This window comes from Pseudomonas putida W15Oct28 (genome assembly GCF_000708715.2).
Taxonomy (GTDB): domain Bacteria; phylum Pseudomonadota; class Gammaproteobacteria; order Pseudomonadales; family Pseudomonadaceae; genus Aquipseudomonas; species Aquipseudomonas putida_R.
On sequence record NZ_JENB01000004.1, the window covers coordinates 141,370 to 166,540 of the forward strand.

The following is a 25,171-nucleotide window of genomic DNA, read 5'->3' on the forward strand; positions in this document are numbered from 1 at the left end:
CCCGCTGGGATCAGCGCCGGACGGGGCGCTTCTGCAGCTTGCGCTGCAAGGTCCGCCGGTGCATGCCCAGCGCCCGTGCGGTGGCCGAAATGTTGCCCTCGTGCTCGTTCAGCACGCGCTGGATGTGTTCCCACTGCAGGCGGTCGACCGACATCGGGTTTTCCGGCACCAAGGTATCCAGGTCGGTGTGCTCCGACAGCAGCGCTGCCAGCACATCATCGGCGTCGGCCGGCTTGCACAGGTAGTTGCAGGCGCCGCGCTTCACCGCTTCAACAGCAGTGGCAATGCTCGAGTAACCGGTCAGGATCACCACGCGCATTTCCGGGTCCAGTTCCAGCAGCTTGGGCAGCAGCACAAGGCCGGAATCACCGTCCATCTTCAGGTCCAGCGTGGCGTAGTCCGGCAGGTCCTGCTGGGCCAGGATCAAGCCTTCCTCGGCAGAACTGGCGGTGCTCACGCGGAAACCGCGACGGCTCATGGCCCGGGCCATGACCCGGGTGAAGGTGGCATCGTCATCCACCAACAGCAGGTGCGGCAGCTCTTCGCTTTCGACCTGGTTTTCTTCGCTCATCATTCATCTCCTCGCTTGCCATAGGGCAGGCGCAATTCGGTCAGGGTGCCACCCTGTTCATGACTATAGAGTTTTACCGAACCGCCCGCACGGGTCACGCTGGCCTTGCTCAAGAACAGGCCCAGGCCGAAGCCTTTGCCTTTGGTGGTAATAAAGGGCTTGCCGATGGCTTCGGCAATGGCCGGCGGCACGCCAGGGCCATGGTCGCGGATGCTGATGACGATGTCCTGGGCGTCCCAGTCCAGGCGCACTTCCAGGTCATCGGGGCAGGCATCGGCGGCATTGTTCAACAGGTTCAGCAGCGCCTGGGTCAGGTCTGGCGGCGGCGTCAGCTGCGGTACCTTGCCATCGCGCAGGCGCTGGAAGCGGTAGCTGGCTTCCGGGCGCATCAGGTGCCAACGGTTGAGCGCCTCGTCCAGCCAGGCGGTCACATCCTGCTCCACGATTGCCAGGCGGCGGTTGGCTTCGGCGGCGCGCACCAGCTGTTGCAGGGTTTCCTTGCACAGCTTTACCTGGTCCTGGAGGATCTGCAGGTCTTCCTGCAGCAGCGGGTCGGTGTGGTCCTGGCGCATTTCGTTGATCAGCACGCTCATGGTCGCCAACGGCGTGCCAAGCTCATGGGCGGCACCGGCGGCCTGGGTGGCCACGGCCAACAATTGCTCGTCGCGCAGGCTTTCTTCACGCCGCTCCGAGCGCAGCTGCTCCTGGCGGCGCAGCTCTTCGGCCATGCGCGCGGCAAAGAAGGTAATCACCGCCGCAGCCAGGGCAATGCTCAGCCACATGCCGTAGACCTGCATCTTGTCCCGCGCCATGGGCAGGCCTTCAAGCGGGTAGAACTGCACCAGCAGCAGGCTGTAGGCGGTCAGGGCGATACCCGAAAGAATCAGCGAATACAGCCACGGCAAGGTCACCGCGGCAATCGCCAGCGGTACCAGGTAATACGACACAAACGGGTTGGTCGAGCCGCCGGAGTAGTACAGCAAGGCACTGTGGATCAGCAGGTCGCAGGCCAGCTGCAGGGCGTACTCCATTTCGGTGACCGGCAGCGACAGGCGCAGGCGCAGCGCCGTGAAGGCACACAGCAGCGAGGACAACGCCAAGGTGCCAGCCAGCGAAAGCCACGGCAACGGCAGCAGTTCGGTCCAGTAGGCGACGCCCACGGAGCCGGCCTGGGCAGCCAGGACCAGGACCCGAATGACGGTCAGACGCCACAGGTTCTGGCGGGTAGCGGACAGCGGTTGTACGGCAGCGAGCATGAGCTCTCCTGATGAGTGCTCCAGAAAATCGGCTGGAGTATACCGAAGCCGGGCGCCTCACTGCAGCGATGCGGCAAAGCGCCACACTTTGTCACAGGTTGATGATGGCACTTTTGAACCCACTACACTGTTGCCGGTCTGATGGGCCATGCGTGGAATGGATGACCAGACCCCACGCCTTTTATTGCCAAGGAGTACCACATGCAAATCCCACGTCGCGGCGCCGCCCTGATCCTGTCTTGCGGCTTGCTCGCCAGCCTGCCGGCGCAGGCTGGCGATGAGCCACGTTACAACCAGGTATCGCTGCGTGCCGAAGTGAGCAAGGAAGTGGCGCGCGACCTGATGGTCGTGACCCTGTACAGCGAAGCGCAGAACACCGACCCGGGCAAGCTTGCCAAGCAGATCACCGAAACCATGAACAAGGCCGTGCAGCAGTCGCGCCAGGTCAAGGACGTGAAGATCAGCCAGGGCAGCCGCAACAGCTACCCGGTCTATGACAGCAAGGGCCAGAAGATCACCGGCTGGCGCGAGCGCGCCGAGCTGCGCCTGGAAAGCGACAACTTCCCGGCCCTGTCCCAGCTCACTGCCGACCTGCTGCAAGAGCTGAAAATGGGCGGCATGGACTTCTCCATCGCCCCGGCCACGCGCAAGTCCAGCGAGGATGCACTGCTCAAGGACGCGGTCGATGCCTTCAAGGCGCGCGCACAACTGGCCACCGAAGCGCTGGGCGGCAAGGGCTACAAAGTGGTCAGCCTGAACCTCAACAGCAGCGGTTACCCGCGCCCGTACCTGCGCAGTGCGCCGATGGCAATGAAAGCCATGGGGGCTGATGAAGCAGCGCCGGCACCGGATATCGAGGCGGGCACCAGTGAAGTGAGCATGAATGCCGATGGCCTGATCGAAGTGCAGATGCCCTGAGATTGCCGGGGGCGCTTTGCGCCCCTTTCCGGGGTCCGGAGCCCGCCAAGGCCGCTCCCATAAACAGCAGCGAACACTTTCCCTTGTGGGAGCGGCCTCGCGTCCCGATGGGCTGCAAAGCAGCCCCATTTTAACCGATTCAGACCTTTCCTACGCACCACCAAGGTGCGCCCTACGTCTCCCCCCGCCTAGAAACATCTCGCAAAATGCCATCATTTTGCCTGCGCAAACGTTTAACTTCGTCGAAAGTTATACCGATGCGACATCCATGTACGGTCGTACCACTTTTCCGGCGCCAACTATCCTTCTACCTGTTGCATTGGGAACACCCCCTGCATAAGTATCCTCAGGTCGGCTCACGAGGCCACCTCATCCAAAAAATGACAACAATGAGGCCACCATGCTCAAACACGCAGTCATTCCGTTCCTGCTTGGCGCAGGCTTGCTCACCGGTGCACCGTCGGCCCTGGCCGCGTCCAACCTGGTGTTCTGCTCAGAAGGCAGCCCGGCCGGTTTCGACCCGGGGCAGTACACCACCGGGACCGACTTCGACGCCTCGGCAGAGACCGTGTTCAACCGCCTGACCCAGTTCGAACGCGGCGGCACTGCGGTCATCCCGGGCCTGGCGAGCAAATGGGAAGTGTCCGACGACGGCAAGACCTACACCTTCCACCTGCGCGAAGGGGTCAAGTTCCATACCACCGACTACTTCAAGCCCAGCCGCCCCTTCAACGCCGACGACGTGCTGTTCACCTTCAACCGCATGCTCGACAAGGACAACCCGTTCCGTAAGGCCTACCCCACCGAGTTCCCGTACTTCACCGACATGGGCATGGACAAGAACATCGCCAAGGTGGACAAGCTCGACGAGCACAAGGTGAAGTTCACCCTCAACGAGGTCGACGCAGCCTTCATCCAGAACCTGGCCATGAGTTTTGCTTCCATCCAGTCGGCCGAATACGCCGACCAGTTGCTCAAGAACGGCAAGGCCGCCGACATCAACCAGAAGCCGATCGGCACCGGCCCGTTCGTGTTCAGCAAGTACCAGAAGGACGCGCAGATCCGTTTCAAGGGCAACAAGGACTACTGGAAGCCCGATGACGTGAAGATCGACAACCTGATCTTCGCCATCACCACCGATGCCTCAGTGCGCATGCAGAAGCTCAAGAAGAACGAGTGCCAGGTCACCCTCTTCCCACGCCCGGCGGATATCGAGCCGCTAAAGAAAGACCCCAAGCTGAAAATGCCTGACCAAGCCGGTTTCAACCTCGGCTACATCGCCTACAACGTGATGGACAAGATCAAGGGCAGCAACGAGCCCAACCCCATGGCCCAGCTGAAAGTGCGCCAGGCGCTGGACATGGCCGTGGACAAGAAAAAGATCATCGAGTCGGTCTACCAGGGCGCCGGCCAGTTGGCAGTCAACGGCATGCCGCCAACCCAGTGGTCGTATGACGACAGCATCAAGGACGCCGCATTCGACCCCGAAAAGGCCAAACAGCTGCTCAAGGAAGCCGGCATCAAGGAAGGCACCGAGATCACCCTGTGGGCCATGCCCGTGCAACGCCCGTACAACCCCAACGCCAAGCTGATGGCCGAAATGCTCCAGTCCGACTGGGCCAAGATCGGTATCAAGGCGAAGATCGTCAGCTATGAATGGGGCGAATACATCAAACGCTCCAAAGGTGGCGAACAGGGCGCCATGCTGATTGGCTGGAGCGGCGACAACGGTGACCCGGACAACTGGCTGGGCACCCTCTACGGCTGCGATGCCGTCGACGGCAACAACTTCTCCAAGTGGTGCTACAAGCCCTACGACGACCTGATCAAACAGGCCAAGGCCACCTCCGACCAGGCCAAGCGCACCGAGCTGTACCAGCAGGCGCAGCACATCCTGAAGGAGCAGGTGCCGATCACCCCGATCGCCCACTCCACCGTGTACCAGCCCATGAGCGCCAAGGTGAAGGACTTCAAGATCAGCCCGTTTGCGCTGAACGCCTTCTACGGTGTCAGCGTGGACAAATAGGGTAGCTGCGGCACCTGCTGAATAGCGGGTGCCTTTCCCCCTCACCACCTCTTCATGTCGTCCCGCAGCTATCCGCCGCGGGGTCGGCGAACTGTTGCCGCCATTCGTACCCCGAGGCGGCGCAAACAGATGAAAAAGGACTCGCCATGCGCCACACCACTTGCCTATCCACCCTGCTGGCCCTGGGCCTGATCAGCCAGTCCCCGGCCCTGCTGGCCAACAACCTGGTGTTCTGCTCCGAAGGCAGCCCCGCCGGTTTCGACACCGCCCAGTACACCAGCGCCACCGACAACGACGCCGCCGAACCGGTCTACAACCGCCTGGTCGAGTTCGAGCGCGGCGGTACCGCCGTGCACCCTGCCCTGGCGACCCGCTGGGAGGTGTCCGACGATGGCCTGCGCTACACCTTTCACCTGCGCGAAGGGGTGAAGTTCCACAGCAACAAAGCCTTTTCCCCTGGCCGCGACTTCAACGCCGACGATGTGCTGTTCACCTTCAACCGCATGCTCGACAAAGGCCACCCGTTCCGCCAGGCCTACCCCACCGAGTTCCCCTACTTCATCAGCATGGGCCTGGACAAGAACATCGCCCGCGTCGAAAAAATCGACCCGCTGACCGTGGCATTCACCCTGAACACGGTCGATGCCGCGTTCATCCAGAACCTGGCCATGAGCTTCGCCTCCATTCTTTCCGCCGAATACGCCGAACACCTGATGGCCAGCGGAAAACCGAGCGACATCAACCAGCAGCCCATCGGCACCGGGCCGTTCGTGTTCCAGCGTTATCAGAAGGACTCGCAGATCCGCTACAAGGGCAACAAGGCTTATTGGGCGCCGGATGAAGTGAAGATCGACAACCTGGTGTTCTCGATCAACATCGACCCTTCGGTACGTATCCAGAAGCTGCGCCGCAACGAATGCCAGGTCACCCTGCACCCGCGCCCGGCCGACCTGCCGGCGCTCAAGGCCGACAGTACGCTGCAGGTGCTGCAGCAACCGGGCTTCAACCTCGGCTATATCGCCTACAACACCCAGCACCCACCGTTCGACCGCCTGGAAGTGCGCCAGGCGATGGATATGGCAGTGAACAAGAAAGCCATCCTCCAGGCGGTGTATCAGGACTCGGGTCAATTGGCGGTCAACGCCATGCCACCGACCCAGTGGTCCTATGACGAGAGCCTCAAGGACGCACCCTACGACCCGGAAAAGGCCAAACAATTGCTCCAGCAGGCCGGCGTCAAACCTGGCACCGAAGTCACCCTGTGGGCCATGCCGGTGCAACGCCCGTACAACCCCAACGCCAAGCTGATGGCCGAAATGCTCCAGGCCGACTGGAACAAGCTCGGGTTCAAGGTGCGCATCGTCAGCTACGAATGGGGCGAGTATCTCAAGCGCATGAAAAGCGGCGAGCACGACATCGCCCTGATTGGCTGGACCGGCGACAACGGCGACCCGGACAACTGGCTGGGCACCCTCTACAGCTGCGATGCCATCGGCAGCAACAACTACTCGCTGTGGTGCGACCCGCAGTACGACAGCCTGGTCAAGCAGGCCAAGCAGGTCACCGACCAGGCGCAGCGCAGCGCCCTGTACCAGCAGGCCCAGCAGCGGCTCAAGCAGCAGGTGCCGATTACCCCGGTGGCGCATTCCACGGTGAACCAGCCGCTCAGCGTCAAGGTTTCCGGGTTCAAGGTCAGCCCGTTTGGGCGCAATGATTTCTCCGGTGTAAGTGTTGATTAAGCGTTAGCCAGTACCGGCCTCTTCGCGGGCAAGCCCGCTCCCACAGGATCTCTACAGGTTCGGACCTTGCGCCCTACCTGTGGGAGCGGGCGAGCCCGCGAAAAGGCCGGCACAGTCAACACGACTCCCCGATTTAGCCCGGCAACCCCGGGCAACTCTGGCAACACCGCAGCAAAAAACCCGGCCCACAAGGCCGGCAATAACTAGAAAAAAATGGGAGCTTCAACCTTGAGAGTATTCACCCTGACCGCACTGGCCTTATCCATCAGTGCCTTTTCCAGCGTCGCCCAGGCCAACACCCAAAGCCAGGACTTCATCCCCATCACCCTCAAAGACAGCAGCGAGCAGGCACAAGCCAGCGGCTTCATCGACGGCCAGAGCCTGTCCGGCACCACCCGCAACTGGTACGCCCGCGAACGTGCCGCACGCGCACCGCTGTGGCGCTACTACAAGGGCGACGGCACCCGCCACCCTACCCACAGCCGGGAAAACTGGCTGCAGGGCACCATCCTCAACTACAGCTCCGGTTTCACCCAAGGCACCGTGGGCATCGCCGTCGAGGCCGCTGCCTACAATGCCATCGCCCTGCAACAGAACCGCCAGGCGGTCGCAGGCCCCAACAACCGCACCCTGACCCACAGCGATGGCGACCCCATCGGCCAGTGGAGCAAACTGGGCCTGGGCAATATCAAGGCGCGTGTGTCCAACACCACCCTTACCCTCGGCCGTCAGTCGGTGGACACGCCGATGATCGCCTACATCGGCAACCGCGCCTTGCCATCGAGCTTTCAGGGCGCGTTCCTGCACAGCGCCGAGTTCGACAACCTGAGCTTCGACCTGGGCACCTTCGACCGTGTCTCGCCACGTACCGAACAAAGCCTGAGCAAGTTCCGCAGCGAATACGGCGCCACGGGTGTGGAAACCGACCGCGCCAGCACCGCCGGCATCAACTACCAGCCATTCAAGAGCCTGAGCACCAGCCTGTACGCCACCCAGGTCGACGATTTCTGGAACCAGTACTACTTCGGCGCCAACCACGTGCTCGGCGACAGCGCGGTGCTCAGCCTGAGCACCGGCCTGAACTACTACAAGACCGTCGATGCCGGCAGCCAGAAAATGGGCAAGATCGACAACGACACCTACAGCCTGTCGCTCGACCTGACCCACCAGGCCCACACCCTCGGTGCCTCCTGGCAGCAGGTCAACGGCAACGAATACTTCGACTACCTGCACGAAACCAACGGCATCTACCTGGCCAACTCGCTGCTGTCGGACTTCAACGGCCCCAACGAAAAATCGCTGAAGATCTCCTACGTACTGAACATGGCGCCCTACGGCGTGCCGGGCCTGAAGTTCAACCTGTACAACGCCCGCGGCTGGGGCATCGACGGCACCCACTACCGCGGCACCGCCTACGACGTGAAAGGCCTGAACGGCGAAACCCACTACGAGTGGGGCATCGGCACCAGCTATGCGTTGCAGAGCGGGCCGCTGAAAGACACCAGCATCCGCGCCACTTACACCACCCACCGCGCCAGCAAGGCCCAGGCTGACGGCAGCCTGGACGAGTTCCGCGTGGTCACCACCATTCCATTCAACATTCTTTGACCGCTGGCGCCCCGGCCCCCTTCGTGGCGGGCCGTGGCGGCTACGCTGGAATCAATGCAAAAGCAGGGAGCCTTCAACCCATGCAGAGAGCTTTCATCAAGTCGCTACCGCTACGCCTGGCCCTGGCCGCGCTGGTGCTGGGCAGCGCCACGCAGCTGGCCGCCAAACCGCTGGTGGTGTGCACCGAGGCCAGCCCGGAAGGGTTCGACGTTGCCCAGTACACCACCGCCGTCACCTTTGATGCTTCGGCAGAGACGCTCTTCAACCGGCTGGTCGACTTCAAGCCCGGCACCACTGACATCCAGCCAGCCCTGGCCGAGCGCTGGGATATCTCGCCAGACGGCCTGACCTACACCTTCCACCTGCGCCAAGGGGTGAAGTTCCACACCACCGACTACTTCAAGCCAACCCGCGATTTCAACGCCGACGACGTGCTGTGGAGCCTCAACCGCCAGCTGGACCCGAACCACCCGTGGCACGACAAGACCAGTGTCGGCTACCCGTATTTTGAAAGCATGGCCTTCAAAGAGCTGCTCAAGTCGGTGAAAAAGACCGACGAGCGTACCGTGGTGATCACCCTTGCCCGCCCGGAAGCGCCCTTCCTGCATGACATGGCCATGGGTTTTACCTCGATCTACTCCGCCGAGTACGGCGACCAGTTGCTCAAGGCTGGTAAAACCGCCGAGCTGAACAGCAAGCCGATCGGCACCGGCCCGTTCATTTTCCAGCGCTACAACAAGGACGCGCAGGTCCGCTTCAAACCCAACCCGGACTACTTCCGCGGCAAACCGCCGGCCGAGGCCCTGGTGTTCGCCATTACCACCGACAGCAATGTGCGCCTGCAGAAGCTGCGCGCCAACGAATGCCAGGTCGCGTTGTACCCCAAGCCGGATGACGTGCCATCGATCAAGGCCGACCCGAAGCTCAAGGTCGCCGAGATCGAAGCGCTGGTCACCGGCTACATCGCCATGAATACCGAGCACAAATACCTCAGCGACGTACGCGTGCGCAAAGCCATCAATATGGCTTTCGACCGTCAGACCCACGTCGACCAGCTGTTTGGCAAAGGCAACGCGCTGGTGGGTGTGAACCCGTACCCACCGACCATGATCGGCTATAACAGCACCAACCAGAATCCACCTCGCGACCTCGACAAAGCGCGCGCCCTGCTCAAGGAAGCTGGCGTACCGGAGGGTACGGTAATCACCTTGTTCACCCGCAATGGGGGCGGCATGACCAACCCTAACCCGCGCTTGTCCGCCGAGATGCTGCAGGCCGACCTGAAACAGATCGGCCTGCAGCTGGATATCCGCGTGATGGAGTGGGCCGAAATGCTGCGACGCGCCAAGAAGGGCGAAGCCGACCTGGTGTCCACCGGATGGGCGGGCGACAACGGCGACCCGGACAACTTCCTCACCCCGCTGCTAAGTTGCGACGCCGCCAAGACCGGCGAGAACTACGCCCGCTGGTGCAACTCGAACTTCCAGGAACTGATCACCCGCGCCCGCGAGGTGATCGACAATGACGAGCGCGCAAGGCTCTATAGCGAGGCATTGAAGGTGTACGATGACGACCAACCCTGGATCAGCATGGCCCATCCGAAGATGTTCACCGCCATGCGTGACAACGTGGAGGGCTACGTGATCAGCCCTCTGACCAACAATAACTTCGCCACCACCAAGGTGAAGTAGAACAACAACGACCGCCGGCAACCCACACGGGGACCGGCGGCACTGCCGTACCGGGCTGATTGCCCTACGGTCTGATGAGGTAACCCCGACAATGTTGAGTTTTATTGCCCGGCGCCTTGGCCTGCTGATACCGACCTTTTTCGGCATCACCTTGCTGACCTTTGCGCTCATACGCCTGATTCCCGGCGACCCGGTGGAAGTGATGATGGGCGAGCGCAGGGTCGACCCCGAAATGCACGCCCAGGCCATGGAACGCCTTGGCCTGAACAAGCCACTGCCGGCCCAGTACCTGGACTACGTCGGCAAGCTCGCCCAGGGTGACCTCGGCGAATCGCTGCGCACCCGCGAAAGCGTGTGGACCGAGTTCCTCACGCTGTTCCCGGCCACCCTTGAGCTGGCCTTCGCCGCCCTGCTGTTCGCCGGCACCTTTGGCCTGCTGGCCGGGGTGATCGCGGCGCTCAAGCGCGGTTCACTGTTCGACCACGGGGTGATGGGCATTTCCCTTGCAGGCTACTCGATGCCGATCTTCTGGTGGGGCCTGATCCTGATCATGTTCTTCTCGGTAAGCCTGGGCTGGACCCCGGTGTCCGGGCGCATCGACCTGCTTTACGACATTGAGCCGAAGACCGGTTTCATGCTCATCGACACCCTGCTCAGCGATGAAGAAGGCGCGTTCAAGGACGCGGTGATGCACCTGATATTGCCGGCCATCGTGCTCGGCACCATCCCGCTGGCGGTAATCGCCCGCATGACCCGTTCGTCGATGCTTGAAGTGCTGCGCGAGGACTACATCCGCACCGCCCGTGCCAAGGGCCTTTCGCCCGCCCGGGTGGTGTTCGTGCATGGCCTGCGCAACGCCCTGATTCCGGTGCTGACGGTGTTCGGCCTGCAGGTCGGCACGCTACTGGCCGGTGCGGTGCTGACCGAAACCATCTTTTCCTGGCCGGGCATCGGCAAGTGGCTGATCGAAGCCATCGGTGCCCGTGACTACCCCGTGGTCCAGAACGGCATCCTGTTGATCGCCTGCCTGGTGATCCTGGTCAACTTCGTCGTGGACATCCTCTACGGCCTGGCCAACCCACGCATCCGTCATCAGCGCTGAGGCCTTTGCCATGACTAGCCCGATAGCAAAATCCGTGTCGCCGGCCAGCCCGGTGGACCAGAGCCTGCTCTACCCCTCGCCGTACAAAGAATTCTGGCAAGCCTTCTCGCGCAACAAAGGCGCCGTAATGGGCCTGGCCTTCATGTGCCTGGTGGTGTTCTGCGCACTGTTCGCGCCATGGGTCGCCCCGCATGACCCGAGCGAACAGTACCGCGACTTCCTGCTGACCCCGCCGGTATGGCTGGAGGGTGGCACCTGGCAGTTCATCCTTGGCACCGACGAACTGGGCCGCGACCTGCTTTCGCGGCTGATCCAGGGCGCGCGGCTGTCGCTGCTGATCGGCCTGTCGTCGGTGGTGATGTCACTGATCCCGGGCATCCTGCTGGGCCTGCTGGCCGGCTTCTTCCCGCAAATTCTCGGCCCGTCGATCATGCGCCTGATGGACGTGATGCTGGCCCTGCCATCGCTGCTGCTGGCCGTGGCCATCGTCGCCATCCTCGGCCCAGGCCTGATCAACACGGTGATCGCCATCGCCATCGTCTCCCTGCCCTCCTACGTGCGCCTGACCCGGGCCGCAGTGATGGTCGAGCTGAACCGCGACTACGTCACCGCCGCACGCCTGGCCGGTGCCGGGCTGCCACGGCTGATGTTCGTCACCGTGCTGCCCAACTGCATGGCGCCGCTGATCGTGCAGGCCACCCTCAGTTTCTCTTCGGCGATCCTGGACGCTGCAGCCCTGGGCTTCCTCGGCCTGGGCGTACAACCACCGACCCCGGAGTGGGGCACCATGCTGGCTTCGGCCCGTGACTACATCGAGCGTGCCTGGTGGGTGGTGAGCCTGCCCGGCCTGACCATTCTGCTCAGTGTGCTGGCAATCAACCTGATGGGCGACGGCCTGCGCGATGCGCTGGACCCGAAACTCAAGAACGCCGCCTGAGGAGAACGCCATGTCACTGTTGCAGATCAAAAACCTGAACGTGCGCTTCGGCGACGCCAATGCGGTACCCGTGGTCGATGGCCTGGACCTGTCGGTGGACGCCGGTGAAATCCTGGCCATCGTCGGCGAATCCGGCTCGGGCAAATCCGTGACCATGATGGCCTTGATGGGCCTGATCGACGCACCCGGGCGCATCACCGCCGACGCCCTCAGCTTCGACGGTACCGACATGCTCAAGCTCAGCGGCCGCCAGCGGCGCAAGGTGGTGGGCAAGGACATCGCCATGGTCTTCCAGGACCCGATGACCGCGCTCAACCCCAGCTATACCGTGGGCTACCAGATCGAAGAAGTGCTGCGCCAGCACCTGGGCCTGAAGGGCAAGGCCGCGCGCCAGCGTGCCCTTGAGCTGTTGAAGAAGGTCGAGATCCCGGCAGCGGAAAGCCGCCTGGATGCCTACCCGCACCAGTTGTCTGGCGGCATGAGCCAGCGCGTGGCGATTGCCATGGCCATTGCCGGCGAGCCCAAGCTGCTGATCGCCGACGAACCGACCACCGCGCTGGACGTGACCATCCAGGCGCAGATCATGGAGCTGCTGGTCAACCTGCAGAAGGAGCGCAACATGGCGCTCATCCTGATCACCCACGACCTCGCCGTGGTCGCTGAAACGGCCAGGCGGGTATGCGTGATGTACGCAGGCGAAGCCGTCGAAGTGGGTCAGGTGCCGGATCTGTTCGACGTGCCCGCCCACCCTTACAGCGAAGCCTTGCTGGCGGCGATCCCCGAGCACAGCATCGGCGCCGAGCGCCTGGCCACCCTGCCGGGCATTGTCCCCGGCCGCTACGACCGCCCCGTCGGCTGCCTGCTGTCGCCGCGCTGCCCGTACGTGCAGGACAACTGCCGGCGCCAGCGCCCGTCTCTCGATCCTCAGGCCCACAGCCTGGTGCGTTGCTTCTACCCGCTGAACCAGGAGGTGGCGTGATGGCCGTCGTTCTATCTGCCCGGGATCTGACCCGGCATTACGAAGTCTCCCGCGGGCTGTTCAAAGGCCATGCCCTGGTCCGCGCATTGAATGGCGTGTCGTTCGAACTGGAAGCCGGCAAGACCCTGGCGGTGGTCGGCGAGTCCGGGTGCGGCAAGTCGACCCTGGCCCGCGCCCTGACCCTGATCGAAGAGCCGTCGTCCGGCTCGCTGCAAATTGCCGGCACAGAGGTGACAGGGGCCAGCAAGGCGCAGCGCAAGCAACTGCGCCGTGATGTGCAGATGGTGTTCCAGAGCCCCTACGCCTCGCTCAACCCACGGCAGAAAATTGGTGACCAGCTGGCAGAACCGCTGGTGATCAATACCTCCCTGAGCAAGGCCGAGCGACGCGAGAAAGTACAAAAAATGATGGAGCAGGTGGGCCTGCGCCCCGAGCACTACCAGCGTTACCCGCACATGTTCTCCGGTGGCCAGCGCCAGCGCATTGCCCTGGCCCGGGCGATGATGCTGCAGCCAAAAGTGCTGGTGGCGGACGAGCCGACCTCGGCGCTGGACGTGTCGATCCAGGCGCAGGTGCTGAACCTGTTCATGGACTTGCAGAAGGAGTTCAACACCGCCTACGTGTTCATCTCGCACAACCTGGCGGTGGTGCGGCATGTGGCCGATCACGTGCTGGTGATGTACCTGGGTCGCCCGGTGGAAATGGGGCCTAAAGCGGATATCTACGAGAAGCCGCTGCATCCCTATACCCAGGCGCTGCTGTCGGCGACGCCAGCCATTCATCCCGACCCGCTGAAGCCGAAGATTCGCATTGTGGGGGAGCTGCCCAACCCGCTGAATCCGCCGGATGGGTGCGCGTTTCACAAGCGTTGCCCGTATGCGACCGAGCGGTGTGCCAAGGAGGTACCGGCGTTGCGGCAGGTGAGTAGCCGGCAGGTGGCTTGCCACTATGCCGAGCAGTTTCTTTAAACGTTAGATAGCCGGGGCTGCTTTGCAGCCCATCGCGACACAAGGCCGCTCCTACAAGGGATCGTAATCGCAGGGGTACCGCGATCTCCTGTAGGAGCGGCCTTGTGTCGCGATAGGGCCGCAGAGCGGCCCCCTTAGGTCAATGCATGAAAATGGCGATCAGGATGATGATCGGAATCGGTACTCCAAGCATCCAGAGCAGTATCGAGCGCATGTCGGTTCTCCTTGCTTAACGTTGAATAGTGCGATGAGCGACGTATTCGCCTTCCAGCCACTGCACCTGGTCACGACGGCGACCACCATAAAGCGCTGCAAGGCTGGCGAAGAAGGCGCCACACAGCAGCGCTACGAAGGTCCACAGCGCGGTCCAGGCAGCAACCTTGGCGGCAGTGTCAGCGGCTTGCTTGGCCTGCAACTTGAGCTGTTGCACCTGGGCCATCACGTGGTCGACGCGGGCCTCTGCCTCAGGCTGGGTCAGGCGGGTACGTTGTGCCACCAACTGCGCGAGGTAAACGCGGTCTTCAGGCGCAAGCGCACCGTCACTTGTCAGGCCCTTGGCCAGAATGCGCGCCGCTACCCCATTGGCAGCGTCCTCGCTCACCGGTGCAGGGCCGTCACCACGGAACAGGCTGTCGACGAAGTACCCCATCGAATTCTTATCGGCATTGGCAGCAGCCGCGCCACCGGCAGCAGCACTCATGCCGACCACTTGCGTCGCCGCGCTGGCCCCGGCACCTACCAGGTTGCCCGCCGTACCCAGTACCAGCATGGCGGCTACCAATGTCGCGACTGCCCAGGACAGGAACCCATGGGCGGTATCGCGGAAGTACACCTCATCGCCATGCAGGTTGGCCCACTTCACACGCAGCCTGCCGGCGATATAGCCGCCCAGGCCAGAAGCGATGATCTGCGTCAGCAATAGCCAGATGATGGTGGAAACAGCCAGCGCTTTCGCGCTTGCGCCCTCGTTGGCCCACGGTGAGGTGGCGGCAAAGCCCAGGCCCGCCCCGAGCACCACCAATATCAGTGATAGCGCGGCCGCCGCAGCAGCACCCGCAAAGATGGCCGCCCAGGAAACACCTGAGCGGCCTTGAGTATCGAAAACGGAGGAGTCGGCAGAGGGGATCATGATGTGTGCGCCTATGTATGTTGTTAGCGAGAAGTCCATTCGCGCAGTAACCATTGCAGAGGCTGTGCCATTCATTACAAAAAATTACTTACATATAAATCAGATAGTTAGCGAAGGCTGCGATTTAAGAATCGTGCAAAAAGCGCGAGTGGCCGTCCTGCATCAGGTGTTCTGCAATATTGTGGCCTTCACAACGGCGAGGCATGATCTGGCAATGACGCTCCCTGACGACTCCGCCCAGACCCCACTTACCGCCGACACCGTGCTGCGCTACCACCTGTGCTGGAAGCACCGCGACCTGGACGGGGTCATTGCGCTGTACCACCCCGACATCCAGTACCACGACTTCTTCCAGAACCGCGTGCTCGGCTACGTCGAGCTGCGCGACTACGTGCGCGCCTGCCTGCCCCATGAAGCCGGCGAAGACATCGTTCACAGCGACCGCATCCGCGTCGATGGCTGCACCGCGTTCATCCAGTACCAGGTCACGGTCCAGGGCGGTGACGGCCTGGTGGCGTTCCAGTCCAGCGAGGCGATCACCGTCAAGGACGGGCTGATCTGGCGGGTCAACGAATACGCCACGCTGGTTCGCCAGAACGGCAGCGGGCACGGCAGCGGCGGCCCGCGCCCGGCCACCAGCCGCCTGGGCCTGTCGCCGCGGCAGCTGTCGACCATGGCCCAGGACCTGGAGCACTACTTCCAGCGCCAGCGCCCCTACCTGGACCCGGAGCTGGACCTGCAGCAGGTAGCCGACGCGAGTGGCTACAGCCGCAACCAGATCTCCTACCTGCTTAACCAGGTGCTCGGGCAAAGCTTCTACCGCTACGTCAACCAGGCCCGCCTGCAGCACCTGATGGCCAGCCTCGACGACGAAAGCGCCGAAGCGACGATCGACGAACTGGCATTCAGCGCCGGTTTCAACTCGCTATCGGCGTTCTACAAGTGCTTCCGCGAGCACACCGGGCTCACCCCCAAGGCCTACCTCAAGCAAATTTCTCTGCGTGCACGCACGTAAGACAGCCGCTGGCTGACAGCACTAGGATCGCCCACAGACCTTGACCGATGTGGAGCCGAACCCGATGCAACCCCTGCGCACGCTCAGCCTGTGGATGGACCAGCTCGAAGAGCCACTGTGCGCCCGCCCGGCGCTGCGCGAAGACCTGGCAGCGGATGTGTGCATCATCGGTGCCGGCTATACCGGCCTGTGGACCGCCTACTACCTCAAGCGCCAGGCGCCGCAACTGAACATCGCGGTGATCGACGCCAACATTGCCGGCTTCGGCGCCTCCGGGCGCAATGGCGGCTGGCTGATGGGCAACCTGCTGGGTGAAGACCGCCTGCTCGCTACCCTGTCGCCACAACAGCGCCGCGCCAGCATCGACCTGCTGCACGGCATTCCCGATGAAGTGCAGGGTGTGTTGCAACGCGAAGGCATCGACTGCGACTACCGCAAGGGCGGCGTGCTGTACTGCGCCGCGCGCTACCCGGAGCAGGAGCGCAACCTGCGCGCCTACCTCGACGACTTGTATCGCCAAGGCATGACCGAGGACGACTACCGCTGGCTGCGCCCCGAGCAACTGGAAAACCAGCTGCGGGTCAGTAATGCGTTCGGTGCCATCTACAGCCCGCACACCGCGACCATCCAGCCGGCCAAGTTGGTGCGTGGCCTGGCGCGTGCGGTGGAAGCGCTGGGCGTGCCGATCTTTGAGAACACCCCGGCCATCGACTGGCAACCCGGCGAGGTGCGCACCCCGCTGGCGCGGATTCGCTGCCAGTGGATGGTGCCCGCCGTTGAAGGCTACGCCGCCAGCCTGCCGCCGCTGGGCAAGCACCAGTTACCGGTACAGAGTTTGCTGGTAGCCACCGAACCGCTGCCGGAATCGACCTGGGAGCAGATCGGCCTGAGCCAGGGCCAGGCCTTCAGCGAGAGCAGCCGCCAGGTCACCTATGGCCAGCGCACCGCCGACAACCGCCTGGTATTCGGCGCACGCGGTGGTTACCGCTTCGGTGGCCGCCTGCGCGAAAACTTCAACCTCGACGCGCACGAAATCGAGCTGCGCCGCTACCTGTTCAGTGAACTGTTCCCTCAGCTCAAGCACGTGCGCATTACCCACTCCTGGGGCGGCAACCTGGGCATGGCCCGGCGCTTCCGCCCGCACATGCTCTGCGACCGCCAGCGCGGCATCGCCTTGGCCGGTGGTTACGGCGGTGAAGGGGTCGGCGCCACCAACCTGGGTGGGCGCACCCTGGCCGCGCTGATCCTCAACCAGCATAACGAGCTGACCGCGCAGCCTTGGGTACTCGACAACCGCCCGGTTTCCAGCCTGGCCAGCTGGCCGCCCGAGCCCTGCCGCTGGCTGGGCTACAACGCCATCATCCAAAGCTTCATCCACGAGGACCGGACCCTCGCCAACCCCGCCAGCGCGCCCTGGAGACGGCGCCTGGCCAGTTCCCTTGCGGACTTCATGGAAGGCTTCATGCACTGACTTCCCTTTCCCCGACACAGGATCCACCGGTCATGAGCATTACCCAGTTCAAGAACACCCACAGCGTCGCGCTGGAGGCTTCCAACCCGGTCGCGGTGCCGCTTGGCGAACCCGTGGCGGTGACGTCTGTCACCTGCGTGGAACGCAGTGATGGCGTCGAAACCGGCATCTGGGAGTGCACCCCGGGGCGCTGGCGGCGGCAGATCGTGCAACAGGAGTTCTGCCATTTCATCAAGGGCCGCTGCACCTTCACCCCCGACGGTGGCGAGCCCCTGGTCATAGAAGCCGGAGACGCATTGATGCTACCGGCCAACAGCACCGGCACCTGGGACATCCAGGAGACCGTGCGCAAGACCTACGTACTCATCTTCTGATCCGCTGATCGCCTGCCTTCGATAACAACAGACAAAGCAAGGTAAACCCGACATGCGCACGCTCCTTCTCGCCCCCCTGATGCTGGCCGCCAGTGTGGCCGGCGCCGCCGAAACGGTGAAGATCTACAACTGGTCCAGCTACGTCGCCCCCGACACGCTGAAGAACTTCCAGCAAGCCAGCGGCATCGTGCCCACCTACGACGTGTACGACAGCAACGAAACCCTCGACGGCAAGCTGATGACCGGCAACTCCGGCTACGATGTGGTGTTCCCCTCCAACCACTTCATGGCCCGGCAGATCCAGGGCAAGGCCCTGAAGCGTCTGGACAAGTCGCAGCTGCCCAACTGGCAGAACCTCAACCCGGTGCTGCTCAAGGCACTGGAGGTGAACGACCCGGGCAACCAGTACGGCTTTCCGTACCTGTGGGGCAGTACCGGCATCGGCTACAACATCGACAAGGTCAAGGCGGTGCTCGGCGACAACGCGCCGGTGGATTCGTGGGACCTGATCTTCAAGCCCGAGTACATGAGCAAGCTGAAAAGCTGTGGCGTCGCCGTGCTGGACAACGGCCCCGAGCTGCTGCCGATTGCCCTGCACTACCTGGGCCTGCCGCACCACAGCCAGAACCCGGCGGACTACGAAAAGGCCAAGGCGCTGCTGATGCAGGTGCGGCCGTACATCAGCTACTTCCATTCATCGAAGTACACCGGCGACCTGGCCAACGGCGATATCTGTGTGGTGGTGGGCTTCTCGGGGGATGTGCTGCAAGCGAAAAACCGTGCCGAAGAGGCGAAGAACGGGGTGAAGGTGGGCTATTCGATACCCAAGGAAGGCGCGCCCATGTGGTTTGACATGGTGGCCATGCCGGCCGATGCACCGGACGAAAAAGCCGGGTATGCCTACATGAACTACCTGCTGCAGCCAGAGGTGATGGCCAACATCAGCAACCATGTGCAGTACGCCAACGGCAACCTGAAGGCGGACGGCCTGGTGGAGCCGGCCATGAAGGGCAATACGATGATTTACCCGAGCGAAGACATGATGGGCAAGTTGTATGCGCTGGAAGCGATGCCGGCCAAGATCGACCGCATCAGAACCCGCATCTGGACCAGCATCAAGGCCGGAAACTGAGCCCCGTGTAGTTTTCACTGGCCTCATCGCCGGCAAGCCAGCTCCCACAGGAACTGCACCAGCCTTCAGGACTGTGCAGATCCCTGTGGGAGCTGGCTTGCCGGCGATAGGGCCAGATCAGACAACACAAGATCCTGATCTGGCTTCGAGGGTTAGTGGTGCTCGCGGGTAGCGCGGAACTTGACGTCCGGCCAGCGCTCTTCCATCAGCGCCAGGTTGACGCGGGTCGGCGCCAGGTAGGTCAGGTGCCCGCCACCGTCGATGGCCAGGTTTTCCATGGCCTTGGTCTGGAATTCCTCGAGCTTCTTCTTGTCATCGCAGCTGATCCAGCGCGCCGACCACACGGTGATCGGCTCGTAGGCGCATTCGACCTTGTACTCTTCCTTCAGGCGGCTGGCGACCACATCGAACTGCAGCACACCGACCGCGCCAAGGATGATGTCGTTGCTGCGCTCCGGGAAGAACACCTGGGTTGCACCCTCTTCGGCCAGCTGCTGCAGGCCCTGGCGCAGCTGCTTGGACTTGAGCGGGTCCTTCAGGCGCACGCGGCGGAACAGCTCCGGGGCGAAGTGCGGAATACCTGTGAAGCCCAGCGCTTCGCCTTCGGTGAAGGTGTCGCCAATCTGGATGGTGCCGTGGTTGTGCAGGCCGATGATGTCGCCGGCAAAGGCCTCTTCCAGTTGCTCGCGCTCGGAGGAGAAGAAGGTCAGCGCGTCACCGATGCGCAGGTCCTTGCCGGTACGCACGTGGCGCATCTTCATGCCCTTCTCATACTTGCCCGAGCAGATGCGCATGAAGGCGATACGGTCGCGGTGTTTCGGGTCCATGTTCGCCTGGATCTTGAACACGAAGCCTGTGAACTTCTCTTCCACCGGCTCCACGGTGCGCTCGTGGGCGACACGGGCCAGCGGGCGCGGCGCCCAGTCGACAACAGCATCGAGCACATGGTCGACACCGAAGTTGCCCAGTGCCGTACCGAAGAACACCGGGGTCAGTTGGCCATTGATGAATTCGTCCTGATCGAACTCATGGCATGCACCCTGTACCAGCTCAAGCTGTTCGATGAAGCGATCATATTCGTCACCCAGGTGTGCGCGGGCTTCATCGGAGTCGAGCTTCTCGATGATCTTCACCTCGGTACGCTCATGGCCGTGGCCCGGGGTGTAGACGATGATGTAGTCACCTTGCAGGTGGTACACACCCTTGAAGTCACGGTAGCAACCAATCGGCCAGGTGATCGGCGCAGCCTTGATCTTCAGAACGGCTTCGATCTCGTCGAGCAGTTCGATCGGGTCGCGGATGTCACGGTCGAGTTTGTTGATGAAGCTGACGATTGGCGTATCGCGCAGGCGGCACACGTCCATCAGGGCGATGGTACGCGGCTCTACACCTTTACCGCCGTCGAGCACCATCAGCGCCGAGTCCACCGCGGTCAGGGTGCGGTAGGTGTCTTCCGAGAAGTCTTCGTGGCCGGGGGTGTCGAGCAGGTTGATCATGTGCTCGCGGTACGGGAACTGCATCACCGAGGTGGTGATGGAGATGCCGCGCTGCTTCTCCATTTCCATCCAGTCGGAGGTGGCGTGGCGGTCGGACTTGCGCGACTTCACGGTACCGGCGACGGCAATGGCCTTGCCCATCAGCAGCAGCTTCTCGGTGATGGTGGTCTTACCGGCGTCGGGGTGGGAAATGATTGCGAAAGTGCGGCGCTTCGCGACTTCGGCGGCCTGGTTGGTCATGGGAAATCGCCTGACTGGGGGATTCAAAAAGGGGCGATATCATACCTGAAGTTGAGCGGGGACCAAAATTTGATCCCCGTCCGTTGGTCAATCACGCGCGTTGCGCCTGATCCTCACAAAAACCTTCTAGCGTGACAGGCGGCCGGCCGGGCATATGTGCAACGAGCTCCAGTGTTCCACCCAGGGCCTCGACATAGCTGCGAAGGGTGGAAATCAACATGTCACTCCGCTTCTCCACTTTCGAAACATTGCCCTGACGGACATCGAGACGTTCCGCCAACTCGTCCTGGGTGATTTCCAACTGCCTGCGCAAGGCTTGCAAGGTCATTTCTTCACGGGTCAATTCACGACCGCGTGCTTCGACCCTCGCCCTGCGCTCAGGCGACAACTCGTTCATGACCTCATTGAGTGTTTTCATAATTCAACCTCTGAAAAGGTGCCGTTGCCTTCAAGGTATCCACACGCGGTCGACCTAGCGCCGGGCCGCAGCATGCCAGCAGGTGTAGCTGAGCCAACAGTTCATCCTGAACCTCCATTGCCAACGCCCCGAACTCGACCTGGAATTCCGGGCACATCCCTATAGACCACACAACAAACATACCTCCGAAAGAATATTCCCTCAAGAAGATATCGAGAGAATTCCAAAGCAGATATTGCTTGGCGAGACAAATGGCCCGATAGCAGGTAATTCAACGCCTCCACGTAAAAAAATCGCTGTTTTTTCGTGCGAGATTTCGCTGTTGCCAGTGATTAACGCTGGCCAAATGCCGCCTCAGATGGGAACCTTTACGCCCACGGAGACGTCCACTCCCCTGCAACCCGCTTAGGTTGGGGACTGGTTTCATCAGCATTTTCGGGCCCGACGGGGTTCGGCTCATGGCCTGATCGCAGCCTTCGGCGTGCATCACGCTGCTACTCGCGAACACACCAACCGCCGCCAGGACTGGCCGGCAAAAAAGAAGTGTGCTCGCCGACAACACAAGGAGTCCGCCTGTGGCTAAACGCTACGGTAAAGGGCTGTTGGGATGCGCCACCGTGCTCGTCATCCTGGCCCTGCTGATCCACTGGATCGGCATCGACACGATCGCGCGTTATCGCGACGATCTTGGGTTCTACCTGCAAGCGCACCTGGTTCTGGTGCTGGCTTCGATGGCGGCGGCGTTGGCCGTGGGCATCCCGGCTGGCATTGCCCTCAGTCGACCGCACCGGGTCGACAAAGCCGAGCGCTTCATGCAGTTCTTCAACGTTGGCAACACCATCCCTCCCCTGGCCGTTCTGGCCATCGCGCTCAGTATCCTGGGCATCGGCGCCGGGCCTGCGATCTTCGCGCTGTTCCTCGCCTCCCTCCTGCCCATCGTGCGCAACACCTACGAGGGCCTGAAAAACGTCCCAGCCTCACTCAAGGAAGCCGCCACCGGCATCGGCATGACCCCGCGCCAGCAACTTTGGCAGGTGGAGCTACCGAATGCCGTGCCGATCATCGTCGGTGGTGTACGCGTGGCCTTGGCACTGAACGTGGGCACCGCACCGCTGGCATTCCTGATCGGCGCCAACAGCCTGGGCAGCCTGATCTTCCCCGGCATCGCCCTGAACAACCAGCCACAGCTGCTGCTGGGTGCCGCCTGCACCGCACTGCTGGCCCTGGTGCTGGACGCCGCCGTGAGTTTCTCCAGCAAGCGCTGGCTGGAACGTGGCCTGGCCCAATAAGGATAGGGAACGTATGAACAAGAGAATCGCCTTGCTGCTGGGCGCGGCCCTGCTGTTCGCAGGATTTGCCCAGGCAGTGGAAAAACCGCTGGTGCGCATCGGCGCGCGGGTGTTCACCGAGCAGACCGTGCTCGCCGAAATCACCGCGCAGTACCTGCGTGCCAACGGCTTCGACGTGCGCGTCACCACCGGCCTTGGCAGCAACATTGCGCGCCAGGCCCAGGAGACCGGCCAGCTCGACCTGATGTGGGAATACACCGGCGTTTCGCTGGTGTCGTACAACCACATCGACGAGCGCATGCCCAGTGCCGAAGCCACCTTCGCCAGGGTCAAAGCGCTGGATGCAAAGAAAGACCTGATCTGGCTGGCCCCGTCGAAGTTCAGCAACACCTACGCGCTGGGCCTGCCCAAGCAAGTGGCCGAGGCCTACCCGCAGGTCAACACCATCAGCGACCTCAACCAGGTGCTGCGCGACGAAAGCCAGCGCAACCACCTGGTGGCGCTGGACACCGAGTTCGCCAACCGCCCCGACGGCCTGGTCGGCCTGCGCGAGATGTACGGCCTGCCGCTGGACCGGCACAACATTCGCCAGATGGACGGTGGCCTGGTGTACACCGCCATGCGCAACAACCAGGTGTTCGCCGGGCTGGTGTACACCACCGACGGCCGGCTGAGTGCGTTCAGCCTCAAGCTGCTGGAAGACGACAAGCACTATTTCCCCGACTACACCGCAGCGCCCGTGGTGCGCAAAGCCGTGCTCGACGCCAACCCGCAACTGGCCGGCCTGCTCAAGCCACTGGCCGAGCAGCTGGATGACGAAACCATGCGCCAGCTCAACGCCAAGGTCGACGTCGAACACCAGAACCCGACCGCCGTGGCCGCCGCCTTCCTGCGTGAGCACCCACTGAACAGCGAGGGCCAGCCATGAACCTGATCGATACCTTCAACCACCTGGACTGGGCACAGGTGCTGCAACTGACCTGGCAGCACATCATGCTGGTGGGCATTGCCGTGAGCCTGGCCATCCTTGTTGGCGTGCCGCTGGGCATCCTGATGACCCGCTTCCCGGCCCTCGCCGGCCCGCTGCAAGCCAGCGCCACGGTGCTGCTGACCATCCCGTCGATCGCCCTGTTCGGCCTGCTGCTGCCGTTCTATTCCAAGTTCGGCCAAGGCCTCGGCCCACTACCCGCGATCACGGCGGTATTCCTGTACTCGCTGCTGCCAATCCTGCGCAACACCTACCTGGCCCTGACCAATGTCGAGCCCGGCATCCGTGAAGCCGCACGCGGCATCGGCATGACCTTCGGCCAGCGCCTGCGCATGGTCGAGCTGCCCATCGCGGTACCGGTGATCCTCGCCGGTGTGCGCACTGCCGTGGTCATGAACATCGGCGTCATGACCATCGCCGCCACCATCGGCGCCGGCGGCCTGGGCGTGCTCATCCTCACCTCCATCAGCCGCAGCGACATGTCGATGCTGCTGGTCGGCGCCGTGCTGGTCAGCCTGCTGGCCATCATTGCCGACCTGCTCCTGCAAACCCTGCAACGTGCCCTGACTCCAGAAGGACTGCGCTCATGATCGAACTCAAGAACCTCAGCAAAACCTTCACCGTCAACGGCAAGGACGTGAAAGCCGTCGACGCGGTAAACCTCACCGTCAACGAAGGGGAAATCTGCGTGTTCCTCGGCCCCTCGGGCTGCGGCAAGAGCACCACGCTGAAAATGATCAACCGCCTGATCACGCCTACCTCGGGCCAGGTGTTCATCAATGGCGAGGACACCACCGGGCTGGACGAAGTCACCCTGCGCCGCCATATCGGCTATGTGATCCAGCAGATCGGCCTGTTCCCCAACATGACCATCGAAGAGAACATCACCGTGGTCCCGCGCCTGCTCGGCTGGGACAAGCAAAAGTGCCACGAGCGTGCCCGCGAGCTGATGCACATGATCAAGCTCGAACCCAAGCAGTACCTGCAGCGCTACCCGCGCGAGCTGTCCGGTGGCCAGCAGCAGCGCATCGGCGTGATCCGTGCCCTTGCCGCCGAAGCACCGGTATTGCTGATGGACGAGCCGTTCGGCGCGGTCGACCCGATCAACCGCGAAATGATCCAGAACGAGTTCTTCGAGATGCAGCGGGCGCTGAACAAGACCGTGATCATGGTCAGCCACGACATCGACGAAGCCATCAAGCTGGGCGACAAGATTGCCATCTTCCGTGCCGGCAAACTGTTGCAGCTGGACCACCCGGACACGCTGCTGGCTCACCCGGCGGATGACTTTGTCAGCAACTTCGTTGGCCAGGACAGCACCCTCAAGCGCCTGCTGCTGGTGCGTGCCGAGGATGCAGCGGACAACGCGCCGTCGGTGAGCCCGGAAACGCCTGTGAGCGATGCACTGGAGCTGCTGGATGAGCACGACCGCCGCTATGTAGTGGTGACCGATGCACAGAACAAGGCGCTGGGCTATGTGCGCCGGCGCGACATGCACCGCCAGCAAGGCACCTGTGGCGACTTCCTGCGGCCGTTCAATGCCACGGCGTCGCACGATGAGCATTTGCGCATCCTGCTGTCGCGCATGTACGAGTTCAACCGGGCGTGGTTGCCGGTGCTGGATGCCGAGCAGGTGTTTTTGGGCGAGGTGACGCAGGAGTCGATTGCGGCGTACCTGAGCTCGGGTAGGTCGCGCGGGGCCAAGACCTCGATCGTGTCGCCGGCCGAGGCAGCGATTTCCTGAACCGGCCTCTTCGCGGGCAAGCCCGCTCCCACAGGGTTCGCGCTTACCCTAGGCTTTGCGCGATCCTGTGGGAGCGGGCT

The 25,171-nt window shown here is 62.7% G+C and carries 22 protein-coding genes; 17 read left to right on the top strand and 5 right to left on the bottom strand.

The window, feature by feature from the left end; all coding sequences use genetic code 11:
- Window positions 1–10: 10 nt before the first annotated feature.
- Window positions 11–571 (bottom strand): response regulator transcription factor, encoded by a 561-nt coding sequence (locus AK81_RS04020; protein WP_003255244.1) that lies wholly within the window; start codon window positions 569–571, stop codon window positions 11–13.
- On the bottom strand, window positions 571–1,827 hold the full coding sequence (locus AK81_RS04025) for an ATP-binding protein (RefSeq protein WP_043196931.1): 1,257 nt from the start codon (window positions 1,825–1,827) through the stop codon (window positions 571–573). The genes AK81_RS04020 and AK81_RS04025 overlap by 1 nt, the downstream gene beginning before the upstream one ends.
- A gap of 201 nt (window positions 1,828–2,028) precedes the next feature.
- Here AK81_RS04025 and AK81_RS04030 point away from each other — a divergent pair, with 201 nt between their 5' ends.
- The 9 genes from AK81_RS04030 (at window position 2,029) to AK81_RS04070 (ending at window position 13,795) form a co-directional block, all read left to right on the top strand.
- Window positions 2,029–2,745 carry an SIMPL domain-containing protein gene (locus AK81_RS04030; protein WP_043196933.1) on the top strand — a complete coding sequence of 239 codons (717 nt, stop codon included), beginning with the start codon at window positions 2,029–2,031 and terminating at the stop codon, window positions 2,743–2,745.
- A 400-nt stretch (window positions 2,746–3,145) separates the two neighbouring features.
- Window positions 3,146–4,771: an ABC transporter substrate-binding protein gene (locus AK81_RS04035; RefSeq protein WP_043196934.1), complete on the top strand. Its 1,626-nt coding sequence runs from the start codon at window positions 3,146–3,148 to the stop codon at window positions 4,769–4,771.
- Window positions 4,772–4,917: 146 nt separating this feature from the next.
- Window positions 4,918–6,510, top strand: a complete 1,593-nt coding sequence (locus AK81_RS04040; protein WP_043196935.1) for an ABC transporter substrate-binding protein — start codon at window positions 4,918–4,920, stop codon at window positions 6,508–6,510.
- Between the two features lie 228 nt (window positions 6,511–6,738).
- Window positions 6,739–8,118: an OprD family porin gene (locus tag AK81_RS04045; protein WP_043196936.1), complete on the top strand. Its 1,380-nt coding sequence runs from the start codon at window positions 6,739–6,741 to the stop codon at window positions 8,116–8,118.
- 80 nt (window positions 8,119–8,198) lie between these two features.
- Window positions 8,199–9,809 carry an ABC transporter substrate-binding protein gene (locus AK81_RS04050; protein WP_043196939.1) on the top strand — a complete coding sequence of 537 codons (1,611 nt, stop codon included), beginning with the start codon at window positions 8,199–8,201 and terminating at the stop codon, window positions 9,807–9,809.
- A 91-nt stretch (window positions 9,810–9,900) separates the two neighbouring features.
- Entirely contained in the window at window positions 9,901–10,911 is a 1,011-nt protein-coding gene (locus AK81_RS04055; RefSeq protein WP_043196941.1) for an ABC transporter permease subunit, read from the top strand.
- A 10-nt stretch (window positions 10,912–10,921) separates the two neighbouring features.
- The gene (locus tag AK81_RS04060; RefSeq protein ID WP_043196942.1) at window positions 10,922–11,848 is read left to right on the top strand and encodes an ABC transporter permease subunit; all 927 of its coding nucleotides are present in this window, start codon (window positions 10,922–10,924) and stop codon (window positions 11,846–11,848) included.
- A 10-nt stretch (window positions 11,849–11,858) separates the two neighbouring features.
- Window positions 11,859–12,827 (top strand): ABC transporter ATP-binding protein, encoded by a 969-nt coding sequence (locus tag AK81_RS04065; protein WP_043196943.1) that lies wholly within the window; start codon window positions 11,859–11,861, stop codon window positions 12,825–12,827.
- Window positions 12,827–13,795, top strand: coding sequence for a peptide ABC transporter ATP-binding protein (locus AK81_RS04070; RefSeq protein ID WP_043196944.1), 969 nt, complete (start codon window positions 12,827–12,829; stop codon window positions 13,793–13,795). The genes AK81_RS04065 and AK81_RS04070 overlap by 1 nt, the downstream gene beginning before the upstream one ends.
- A 229-nt stretch (window positions 13,796–14,024) precedes the next feature.
- Here the strand turns inward: AK81_RS04070 and AK81_RS04075 are convergent, their stop codons facing one another.
- Window positions 14,025–14,924: a hypothetical protein gene (locus AK81_RS04075; protein WP_043196945.1), complete on the bottom strand. Its 900-nt coding sequence runs from the start codon at window positions 14,922–14,924 to the stop codon at window positions 14,025–14,027.
- Between the two features lie 214 nt (window positions 14,925–15,138).
- Here AK81_RS04075 and AK81_RS04080 point away from each other — a divergent pair, with 214 nt between their 5' ends.
- From AK81_RS04080 to AK81_RS04095, 4 genes are all read left to right on the top strand, one after another.
- Window positions 15,139–15,939, top strand: coding sequence for an AraC family transcriptional regulator (locus AK81_RS04080; protein WP_043196946.1), 801 nt, complete (start codon window positions 15,139–15,141; stop codon window positions 15,937–15,939).
- Window positions 15,940–16,003: 64 nt separating this feature from the next.
- A complete protein-coding gene (locus AK81_RS04085) occupies window positions 16,004–17,410 on the top strand; it encodes an NAD(P)/FAD-dependent oxidoreductase (RefSeq protein ID WP_043196948.1) in 1,407 nt (468 codons plus the stop codon).
- Between the two features lie 32 nt (window positions 17,411–17,442).
- Window positions 17,443–17,784 carry a cupin domain-containing protein gene (locus AK81_RS04090; RefSeq protein ID WP_043196949.1) on the top strand — a complete coding sequence of 114 codons (342 nt, stop codon included), beginning with the start codon at window positions 17,443–17,445 and terminating at the stop codon, window positions 17,782–17,784.
- Between the two features lie 52 nt (window positions 17,785–17,836).
- The gene (locus AK81_RS04095; protein ID WP_043196951.1) at window positions 17,837–18,916 is read left to right on the top strand and encodes a polyamine ABC transporter substrate-binding protein; all 1,080 of its coding nucleotides are present in this window, start codon (window positions 17,837–17,839) and stop codon (window positions 18,914–18,916) included.
- Between the two features lie 152 nt (window positions 18,917–19,068).
- Here the strand turns inward: AK81_RS04095 and AK81_RS04100 are convergent, their stop codons facing one another.
- Window positions 19,069–20,652, bottom strand: coding sequence for a peptide chain release factor 3 (locus AK81_RS04100; RefSeq protein WP_043196952.1), 1,584 nt, complete (start codon window positions 20,650–20,652; stop codon window positions 19,069–19,071).
- Window positions 20,653–20,743: 91 nt separating this feature from the next.
- Window positions 20,744–21,073 (bottom strand): XRE family transcriptional regulator, encoded by a 330-nt coding sequence (locus AK81_RS04105; protein ID WP_043196953.1) that lies wholly within the window; start codon window positions 21,071–21,073, stop codon window positions 20,744–20,746.
- Window positions 21,074–21,645: 572 nt separating this feature from the next.
- On the opposite strand from AK81_RS04105, the gene AK81_RS04110 reads away from it, so the two are divergent.
- The 4 genes from AK81_RS04110 to AK81_RS04125 are packed head-to-tail and all read left to right on the top strand — an operon-like array spanning window position 21,646 to window position 25,091.
- Complete coding sequence (locus AK81_RS04110) at window positions 21,646–22,359, top strand: ABC transporter permease (protein ID WP_043196954.1); 714 nt, start codon at window positions 21,646–21,648, stop codon at window positions 22,357–22,359.
- Window positions 22,360–22,372: 13 nt separating this feature from the next.
- A complete protein-coding gene (locus tag AK81_RS04115) occupies window positions 22,373–23,287 on the top strand; it encodes a glycine betaine ABC transporter substrate-binding protein (protein ID WP_043196956.1) in 915 nt (304 codons plus the stop codon).
- On the top strand, window positions 23,284–23,937 hold the full coding sequence (locus AK81_RS04120) for an ABC transporter permease (RefSeq protein WP_043196957.1): 654 nt from the start codon (window positions 23,284–23,286) through the stop codon (window positions 23,935–23,937). Before AK81_RS04115 ends, AK81_RS04120 begins: the two co-directional genes overlap by 4 nt.
- Window positions 23,934–25,091 (top strand): betaine/proline/choline family ABC transporter ATP-binding protein, encoded by a 1,158-nt coding sequence (locus AK81_RS04125; RefSeq protein ID WP_043196958.1) that lies wholly within the window; start codon window positions 23,934–23,936, stop codon window positions 25,089–25,091. Before AK81_RS04120 ends, AK81_RS04125 begins: the two co-directional genes overlap by 4 nt.
- Window positions 25,092–25,171: the final 80 nt, after the last annotated feature.